At 60.9% G+C, this 8,673-nt stretch carries 8 protein-coding genes; 3 read left to right on the top strand and 5 right to left on the bottom strand.

Going from position 1 to position 8,673, the window contains the following annotated elements; translation table 11 throughout:
* Together NV64_RS23435 and NV64_RS14330 are read left to right on the top strand one after the other, a co-directional pair.
* The coding region (locus NV64_RS23435; RefSeq protein ID WP_199177665.1) for a hypothetical protein at positions 1-204 on the top strand (204 nt) is incomplete at its 5' end.
* 368 nt (positions 205-572) lie between these two features.
* Complete coding sequence (locus NV64_RS14330; RefSeq protein ID WP_101506166.1) at positions 573-1,640, top strand: porin; 1,068 nt, start codon at positions 573-575, stop codon at positions 1,638-1,640.
* Between the two features lie 81 nt (positions 1,641-1,721).
* Here the strand turns inward: NV64_RS14330 and NV64_RS14325 are convergent, their stop codons facing one another.
* On the bottom strand, positions 1,722-2,627 hold the full coding sequence (locus NV64_RS14325; protein WP_056234515.1) for a bestrophin family protein: 906 nt from the start codon (positions 2,625-2,627) through the stop codon (positions 1,722-1,724).
* Between the two features lie 149 nt (positions 2,628-2,776).
* Entirely contained in the window at positions 2,777-4,309 is a 1,533-nt protein-coding gene (locus tag NV64_RS14320; RefSeq protein WP_082502317.1) for a YchO/YchP family invasin, read from the bottom strand.
* Positions 4,310-4,680: 371 nt separating this feature from the next.
* On the opposite strand from NV64_RS14320, the gene NV64_RS14315 reads away from it, so the two are divergent.
* A complete protein-coding gene (locus NV64_RS14315) occupies positions 4,681-5,229 on the top strand; it encodes a YbhB/YbcL family Raf kinase inhibitor-like protein (protein ID WP_101506164.1) in 549 nt (182 codons plus the stop codon).
* Here the strand turns inward: NV64_RS14315 and NV64_RS14310 are convergent.
* The 3 genes from NV64_RS14310 to NV64_RS14300 form a co-directional block, all read right to left on the bottom strand.
* Positions 5,226-6,023, bottom strand: coding sequence for a glucose 1-dehydrogenase (locus tag NV64_RS14310; RefSeq protein ID WP_056234652.1), 798 nt, complete (start codon positions 6,021-6,023; stop codon positions 5,226-5,228). The two genes, NV64_RS14315 and NV64_RS14310, sit on opposite strands and share 4 nt — an antisense overlap.
* An 85-nt stretch (positions 6,024-6,108) precedes the next feature.
* Positions 6,109-7,608, bottom strand: coding sequence for an FGGY family carbohydrate kinase (locus NV64_RS14305; RefSeq protein ID WP_101506163.1), 1,500 nt, complete (start codon positions 7,606-7,608; stop codon positions 6,109-6,111).
* Complete coding sequence (locus tag NV64_RS14300; RefSeq protein WP_101506162.1) at positions 7,601-8,668, bottom strand: ABC transporter permease; 1,068 nt, start codon at positions 8,666-8,668, stop codon at positions 7,601-7,603. The genes NV64_RS14305 and NV64_RS14300 overlap by 8 nt, the downstream gene beginning before the upstream one ends.
* Between the last annotated feature and the right edge of the window lie 5 nt (positions 8,669-8,673).

The raw sequence follows: 8,673 nt of genomic DNA, 5'->3' as shown, positions 1-8,673 counted from the left end.
GAAGCAGAAGCAGAAGCAGAAGCAGAAGCAGAAGCAGAAGCAGAAGCAGAAGCAGAAGCAGAAGCAGAAGCAGAGTGTTTGAAAAGTGAACCCTGGCGCACAGCGTTTTACTTGCCATTTACTACCAGCGGCGAAACTGGCTTTTATTTGCGCAATTTAATAATACAAATTACCTATTTACACATACACATTTTGTATGACTGAGAAACCTTACAAATAATTGTTATTTAGAAAACAAAAAAACAATCTACGCTCAAAAAACAGCCAAAATTAATTAGCACGCTTAGATTAGCATTGAAAAAACCCATATTTAATCCAGTCTGATTATTTTATAATATCATGTTAATAAACACAATTTATAAAACACCCTCGCCTGTTAAGTGCAATTCAGATTAAACATTTCACTTTTATGAATAAGCGTTAATTCCATTTCACACCGGCCAAAAAACAGCAAAACGCACAGATACACATTTTGTTACAAGTATTGAGTTTTTATGAAACACTTATTTATGTCATTTTCATAACCGCACTAAATGCAAAAACAATTATAAATTCGAAAACAGGATACCGTAATGATGAAGCGTTCTTTATTAGCAGTGCTGTTGCCGGTTCTTCTGGCGTCTACCGCCGCCCAGGCCAGCGAAATTTATAACAAGGACGGCAACAAGCTGGATCTCAACGGCAAGATTAACGTCGGCCATCTGTTCTCCGACGATGCCAGCAACGATGGCGACGTTTCTTACGCGCGTTTTGGTTTCAAAGGTGAGACCCAGATCAATCAGTATCTGACCGGTTACGGCCAGTGGCAGTACAACTTCCAGCTGAACAAATCTGAAGGCAGCGACGCGCTGAGCGGCGACAAGACCCGTCTGGGCTTCGCCGGCCTGAAGTTCGGCAAATTCGGTTCATTCGACTACGGCCGCAACTATGGCCTGGTGTATGACACCCTCGCCTTCACCGACGTGCTGCCGAAATTCGGCGGTGACTCCGGCTTCAGCGACGTGTTCCTGTCATCGCGCTCTACCGGCGTGGCGACGTACCGCAATAAGGACTTCTTCGGCCTGGTCGATGGCCTGAACTTCGGCCTGCAGTACGAAGGCAAAAATGAGCGCACCGGCACCGACGCGGTACGCCGCTCAAACGGCGACGGCTTCGCCCTGACCGCCAGCTATACCAGCGATTTCGGCCTCGGCGCAGTGGCCAGCTACGCCAGCATTAAGCGCCTTGCCGTGCAGAACGCCGCCCCGCGTGGCGACGGCGACCGCGCCGAGCACTGGGCGACCGGCGTGAAATATGATGCCAACCAGGTGTACGTCGCCACCATCTACGGCAACACCCACAACGCCACCCCGATCGGCGGCGGCTTCGCCAACAAAGCGGTGAACTTTGAAGCGGTGGCGCAGTACCAGTTCCTCAACGGCTTCCGCCCGTCACTGGCCTACGTGACGTCGAAAGGTAAGGATATCGAAGGGATTGGTGACGCGGATATCGTTAAGTACGCTTCGCTGGGCGCCTACTACTACTTCAACAAAAACTTCAACGCCTATGCGGAGTACAAGTTTAACCTGTTGAAAGACAACAACGCGCTGGCGCTGAAAACCGACGACGTGAGCGGCGTAGGTCTGAACTACCAGTTCTGATCGACTAACGCTGGCGGGAAACCGTGCTGAATATAAGCAGGGGGCGGAGCGATCCGCCCCCTGCTGCGTTTGTAGCGGCGATCAGGTCAGACGGTAGCAGCGGTCCGGCACCATCGGCTCGGGCAGATCGCTCTCGAGGCTCATTTCGCGCAGGTTGATCTCAATATTCACGCACATGGCGTTCAGCGGCAGGTGGTTATTCTCCAGCCCGAACGGCATCTCCAGCTCTTCCGCCAGCGTGTCGAGCGACAGGAAGGTATAGGCGATAAACACCGACACCAGCGGCGTCATATAGTGCAGGTCCGGCACCAGCGCAAACGGCAACAGCGTGCAGAACAGGTACACCGTGCGGTGCAGCAGCAGGCCGTAGGCAAACGGAATCGGCATGCTCGCCAGCCGCTCACAGCCGCCCAGCACCTGCGACAGCTGATTGATATTGCTGTCCATATGCGCGTAAACGATATCAGAGATATTGCCGTTGCGCCGCTGCTGCGCCAGCCAGCTGGAGAGCTGCAGCTCAATAAAGTTGGTCGGCGAGCGGCGCTGCAGCACCTCGTCCGCCTCGTCCCCCAGGTAGCGCTGCAGATCGGCGCGGGCGTCGGTGCGGCGCAGCTGGTGCTTGAGGCTGTAGCAGAACGCCAGCAGCAGCGCGTTGACCCGCGGCGCGTCCGCCGGCGAGATAGCCAGCGCCATGCGCGACAGGGTCCGGCAGGCGATCAGCAGATTCCCCCAGAACATGCGTGCTTCAACAAAGCGCGCATAGCAGACGCTGTTACGAAAGCCGAGGAAGATGGCGATCGACACCCCCAGCAGGCTGAACGGCGACAGCGTCAGCTTGATGCCCAGCGTTTCGTACCAGTCAAGGCAGTAGATGGCGATTAACGACATCATTAAGTTCAGGGTCAGGCGGAACCAGATCCCGGGCAGCACGGAGCCGTGCCAGGCAAACAAACGAACAAACCAGTGGCGGTGCGGACGAATGATCATGTTTTGCAGGTGAGTAGTATTTTTCGCAGATTGTGCAGAAAAACCCTGCGGCTGGAAAGGAATTTATTGTGACTTTGATCACGTATATTTGCGGGCGGCCTCTTGACGAAAATCGCTGGCAGGCGTAATGGCGCAAGCCCCATCCCGCCTCAGGGAGCCATCAGATCGTACTGTTCCGGGTGCCAGGATTCGGTAACCGGCGTGGGCAGCGTCAGGGTGATCCAGTTTGAGGTCACCCGCTGCTGCCGGCTGTCTTCCAGCGTCACCGACAGATGATACGTATTGCTGGCCCCCGGAGTGGCATCCCACGGCGGGATAATCACGCTCCAGCCCTGCGGGTTGCGGTTATCAGCGGGCGGCGTCAGGCTCAGCGCCTGGGTATCACCCTGCCAGCTCACCGCTTTAATGCTGTTGCTGTGGCGGATCTGCAGCCGCAGCGGCAAGGTCTCGCCGGGCTGCACCTGCCACGGCGGCGTGGCAAGAAACACCGACAGCGTCTTACGCTGGCGAAACGCCATCACCGGCGTATTGTTACGCGTCACCGTATCGTAGCGGCTGCCGCTCAGCGACTGGGCGGCGGCAACGTTGTCGGCGCTGAGCTGCCGGCGCAGCGGCACGCCGATGCGGTAGTTCATCTTCAGCGCCAGCTGATCCTGCGACTCGCCGCCTTCGCCCTCTTTATGGCTGGCGCTGAGGGTGAACAGCGGTACCGGGGTGTAGTTGATCCCCAGCGTCACCGCCGTCGGATTGCTGCGCAGGTTGCCGCTGTGAAACAGATCGACCTGATTGCCCAGATACTGCTCGTAACGCAGCGACGCGCCCAGCTGGCGGTAGAACGGCAGATAGCCGCGGGTGGTGATGTCGTATCCGCGCGCCATGCGCTGCTGCGTCTGAACGCTGGTGCTGCGCCAGCCGCCGAGCGGCTGATAGTAGTTGGCCGACAGGCGCAGGTATTCACCCCACGCCTCCGCCCCCAGCGAGCCGCGCCGCTGCGGCGTGCTCAGCAGCTGGTCGATAAAGGCGTTATAGCCCAGCCGCCAGCGGCCGAGCATCCAGCGCTGCCCCAGCCCGGCGTTGCCGACCGCGCCGTACTCCCCCTCTTCCACCCCCAGCTGGCTGAAGGTCAGGTAGCGGTAATTATCGTGGAACGGGGTAAACAGCTGCGCCGAGCTGCCGTCAAAGTTGCCGCGCTGATCGACCGCCAGCGCCACGCTGGCCTGGCCAAACGGCGACAGCAGCTGCTCGCCCTCGCTGGCGGCCCGTTCACTGGCAACGTCACGCAGCTGGTTAAACGCCCAGATGCCGGCCTGCTCGCGCAGCGAGTGATCGTTATCGCTGTTCATACTGGCTTCGCCGATGCTTTTTGCCGCCTCGGCAACGCGGGTGGCCAGCGCATTCTCCGTCTCAACGCCGCCCAGCTGCGGCAGCCGTTGCTGCATCGCGCTGAAACGGGCAGGATCGGCGAAGGGTGCGTCACGGACAGGGCTGACATCCGCTAAGGTGGCACTCATTTCACGGGCGGCATCACCGGATAACGATGCATCTGCTGAACGGTGAGCGGATTCGGTAAGCGGAAAAGCGGAAGACTGGCTGGCGGCATCGAAGGCATCAGCGCTACGCAACGGTAGCAGCGTGACCAGCAAGAGTTGTGTTGGGATCGAACGGCGAAAAACTTTCTGCATATCCTCAGCGACTAATGTAGCGAACGGTGCTGCACAGAAAACTGTGCGCTGTATCACGAAAATTATCTAATAACCTTAGCACAGGATCCTCCGCCCGACGAACCGCGCGGGCTTAATCAACTTAACACCAACAGAAACGATGCAGAACGTACACCAGACGGCCACAGCAAAACGCGTTCAGGGCACACGTCAGTACCGGCGCAAAGCGCGCACCTATTGCCCCGGCAATATCGCGAACGGCAACGACGTCACCTGATAACAGCACGACGTGCTCCGCGCCTTCAGGCGCCTGTCAGTACGGCGCAACACATAGACGTACCTGCTATGTTGAACCACACTGAGTTGTCACCGTTTAATAAGGAGAATCCTGGATGAAGAAGACGTTGTTGTGCAGTGCCCTGCTCCTCGCCAGCCTTAGCGCCGGTGCACAGGGGGTGTTTACCCTCAGCTCGCCGGATTTCAACGATAACGCGCTGCTGGATAAAAAATTTGCCGGGGCCACCAAAGGCAACCCGAGCTGTACCGGGGAGAACGTTTCACCGGCGCTGAGCTGGCAGAACCTGCCCGCCGGCAGTAAAAGCCTGGCGCTGCTGGTGTTCGATCCGGAAGGCGCGAAGGGATTAGGCGTGTCGCACCTGGTGGCCTATAACATTCCGGCCACCGCTGACGGCTTTGCGCAGGGGGATTTGACGGCGGGGAAAGGTTTTACCGGCGGTAAAAACAGCCCCGGTAATAACCACTATCACGGCCCCTGCCCGCCGGCCGGCAGCGGCGCGCACCACTACGTGTTTACGCTGATCGCCAGCGACCTGCCCCCCGATGCCCTTAAAGCGGGCTTAACGCGGGAACAGCTGCTGGCGGAGCTGAAGGGGCACGCGCTGGGCGGCGCGGGGATCGTTGGCCGCTACGGCAACGATTAAGACATGATCAGACCGCCGTCGACGTTAATCGTCTGCCCGGTAATATAACGGGCGTCGTCGGAGGCCAGAAACGCCACCAGTCCGGCCACGTCGCCGGGCTGGCCGGCGCGCTTCAGCGGAATGCCCTGCACCCACTCGGCCATCAGCTCGCCCTTGCCATATTTTTTCGTCTCGCTGCTGAGGATCTCGCCCCAGACGCGATCGTTATAGTCCCACATCTCACTTTCGATAATCCCCGGACAGAAGGCGTTCACCGTGATGTTCCACGGCGCCAGCTCCTGCGACAGGCTCTGGGTAATGCCGATCACCCCCATCTTGCTGGCCGCGTAGTGCGGAGTGTAGATAAAGCCCTGACGCCCCTGGCCGGAAGAGGTGTTGATCAGGCTGCCGGACCGCTGCTTCACCATATACTTCGCCGCCTCGCGGCAGCAGAGCCAGACGCCGGTGGTGTTGACCGCCAGAATTTTGTCGAAGTCGGCCTTTGGCATTTTGTCGAAGGTGTCGATGGTGATCACCCCGGCGTTCTGGATCGAAACGTCGATGGTGCCGAAGCGCTCCGCCGCCTGCTGATAGAGCGACTGCACCTGGGCTTCATCGGTGACGTCCACCTGCAGCGCGAGGATCTCGCCGCTGGCGATGCCGCGCAGCTGCTCTGCGGTTTCCAGCACGCGTTCGGCGTTGGAGACCATCACCAGGTTGGCGCCGTCGCGGGCGAAGCGCTCGGCGATACCGGCACCGATGCCGCGGCAGGCGCCGGTGATCACCACGGTTTTACCACTGAAATCTCGTTTCATCTGCGTTTCCTGTTCAAAAGCGTTCAGGGCGGCGAGGCTGCCGCCCGGCATTAAATTAACCACTCAGACGAGGCGCGCCCGTCGCTTACGGCTGCCACAGCGTGCGCTGTACCGCCTCACGCCAGCCCTTCCAGCTCTGCTGCAGCTGCTGGTGGCGGACCGGGTCGGGCTGCCACAGGTCATGCTGCGGCATCAGCGCGGTCAGCTGTTCATCGCTGAGCCCGTCAAGCTGGCGGCGTGCCAGCAGGCCGGCACCCAGCGCGGAGAGCTCCGGCGTGGTGCTGCGCGCCACCGGGCAGCCGAGCAGGTCGGCCTGAAACTGCATCAGCCAGGCGTTCTGCGTCGGTCCGCCGTCGACCATCAGCTGGTCGAGATGGAAGCCCGGATGCTGGCGCATCGCCTCGATCACGTCAGCAATCTGGTAGGCGATCGCCTCCAGCGCGGCGCGGATCAGGTGCGCCGGGGTCACGCCACGGCTGAGGCCGCAGATCACCCCGCGCGCCTGGTCATCCCACCAGGGCGCGCCGGTGCCGGTCAGCGCCGGGACAAAATAGACGCCCAGGGTAGAGTCAATGCTGGCCGGCAGTTCGTTCAGCGCGCTGGCCAGCACCTGGCCCTTACCGTCGGTCAGTCCGGCGGCCTGCGCCATCCACGCCACGCCGTCGCCGGTGTGCGGAATATTGCCCTCCAGGCCGTAGACCATTCGTTCGCCGTCATGCCAGGCCACGGTGGTCGCCAGCGAAGTAATGCTGGTGTCGGCGGTGGGCAGCGGGGCCATCACTGACGATCCGGTGCCGTAGGTGGCTTTCACGCCGCCAGGCGCGCCCAGCCCGTGGCCGTAAAGCGCCGCGTGCGAATCACCAACCATCGCCAGCACCGGAATATCATCCGGGATGCCCTGCAGCCCACGGGTAACGCCGAAGCGGCTGGCCGACGGACAGATTTGCGGCAGCGCCGCGCGCGGGATGCCGAACAGCGCCAGCATCTCCGCGTCCCAGTCGCCGCTGTGCAGGTTCAGCAGCTGGGTGCGTGCGGCATTGGAGGTGTCGCAGCGGAACTCGCGCCCGCCGGTCAGGTGCCACAGCAGCCAGCTGTCAATGGTGCCGAGGCAGATCTCGCCGCGCGCCGCCCGCGCCGCGCCGTCCGGGGTGTTATCCAGCAGCCAGCGCATTTTGGAACCGGAGAACAGCGGCGCAACCGGCAGGCCGGTGATTTCACGAATGCGCGCGTCCTGATGATCGTGACGCAGCTGCTCGCAGAAGGCCGCCGAGCGTGAACACTGCCAGGTCATCGCCGGCGCGATCGGCTGGCCGCTGGCGCGATCCCAGCCCATCGCGGTTTCCCGCTGGTTGCTGACGGCCAGCGCGGCCACCCGCTCCGCGCCGACCTGGGCAATCACCTCGCGCAGCACGGTCAGCGAACCGTTGAGCAGCGTCATGCCGTCCTGCTCCACCCAGCCCGCCTGCGGCGTGGCGACGGACAGCGGGCGGGATGCTTTGCTCACCACCTGCCCCCGCGCGTCGATGGCCACCGCCTTAACGTTGCTGGTGCCCTCATCCAGGGCAATAATCAGATCCTTAGCCATGGCTCACCTCACTACCCGGCGTCGCCGCCAGTTTTTTCTCATGACGACGCATCAGCACCACCTTGCTCTGCAGCTTCTGCTGGAACTGGTCGATAACCACGGCGGTGACGATCACCAGCCCTTTAATCACCATCTGCCAGAAGTCGCTGACGCCCATCATCACCATGCCGTCGGCGAGGAACACGATGACGAAGGCACCGATAATTGAACCGGAGACGCGGCCACGGCCGCCGGCCAGCGCGGTGCCGCCGAGTACGGTGGCGCCGATGGCGTCCATCTCAAACATGTTGCCGGTCATCGGGTGGGCGGTCTGCAGCTGCGAGGCCACCACCAGCCCGACCAGCGCGGCGCACAGCCCGGAGAAGGCGTAGACAAACACTTTGACCTTAATCACCGGCACGCCGGCCAGACGGGCGGCGGACTCGTTGCCGCCGGCGGCGTAAATGTAGCGGCCGAGCGGGGTTTTACGGGTGATATACAGGCCGACCAGCAGCAGGCCGACCATCAGCCAGATCGGGAAGTAGACGCCGAGGAACGACCCGCTGCCGAGCAGCGCAAAGCCGGTGTTGCCCAGCTGCGGCGTACCGACCAGGTTGGCGTAGGTGCTGCCGTCGTTAAACAGCAGCGCCGCGCCGCGCGCCACGTACATCATGCCCAGCGTACAGATAAAGGGGGCCACGCCGAGGCGGGTAATCACCGTGCCGTTAATCAGCCCCAGCACCACGCCAAACAGCGCCACGCAGAGGATCACTTCCGGCACGTTGAGAAACAGCGTCTGGCCGCCCCAGATCGGCACGCCGCTGGTCAGCAGCGCCCCGGCGACCATGCCGCAGATGCCCGCCACCGCGCCCACCGACAGGTCAATGCCGCCGGTGAGGATCACCAGCGTCATGCCGATCGCCAGCAGCCCGGTGATCGCCACGTGCTGGGTCATGATCAGCAGGTTAGACGGGGTTAAAAAGTTCGGCACCATAATGCTGAAGAAACCAACCACGATCAGCAGCGCAATAAAGGTTCTGGCCTTCAGCAGGTACATGTACAGCAGGTATTTCTGATTCATTTTAT

The organism is Erwinia sp. B116, assembly GCF_002865965.1.
Lineage (GTDB): Bacteria > Pseudomonadota > Gammaproteobacteria > Enterobacterales > Enterobacteriaceae > Erwinia.
This window is presented reverse-complemented; position numbering and strand designations above follow the sequence as displayed.

Bases quoted from the DNA above. Each gene is read 5' to 3' on its own strand.
- NV64_RS14325 (WP_056234515.1), bottom strand. From the start codon at position 2,627: ATGATCATTCGTCCGCACCGCCACTGGTTTGTTCGTTTGTTTGCCTGG.
- NV64_RS14315 (WP_101506164.1), top strand. From the start codon at position 4,681: ATGAAGAAGACGTTGTTGTGCAGTGCCCTGCTCCTCGCCAGCCTTAGC.
- NV64_RS14305 (WP_101506163.1), bottom strand. From the start codon at position 7,608: ATGGCTAAGGATCTGATTATTGCCCTGGATGAGGGCACCAGCAACGTT.
- NV64_RS14300 (WP_101506162.1), bottom strand. From the start codon at position 8,668: ATGAATCAGAAATACCTGCTGTACATGTACCTGCTGAAGGCCAGAACC.
- NV64_RS14330 (WP_101506166.1), top strand. From the start codon at position 573: ATGATGAAGCGTTCTTTATTAGCAGTGCTGTTGCCGGTTCTTCTGGCG.
- NV64_RS14310 (WP_056234652.1), bottom strand. From the start codon at position 6,023: ATGAAACGAGATTTCAGTGGTAAAACCGTGGTGATCACCGGCGCCTGC.
- NV64_RS14320 (WP_082502317.1), bottom strand. From the start codon at position 4,309: ATGCAGAAAGTTTTTCGCCGTTCGATCCCAACACAACTCTTGCTGGTC.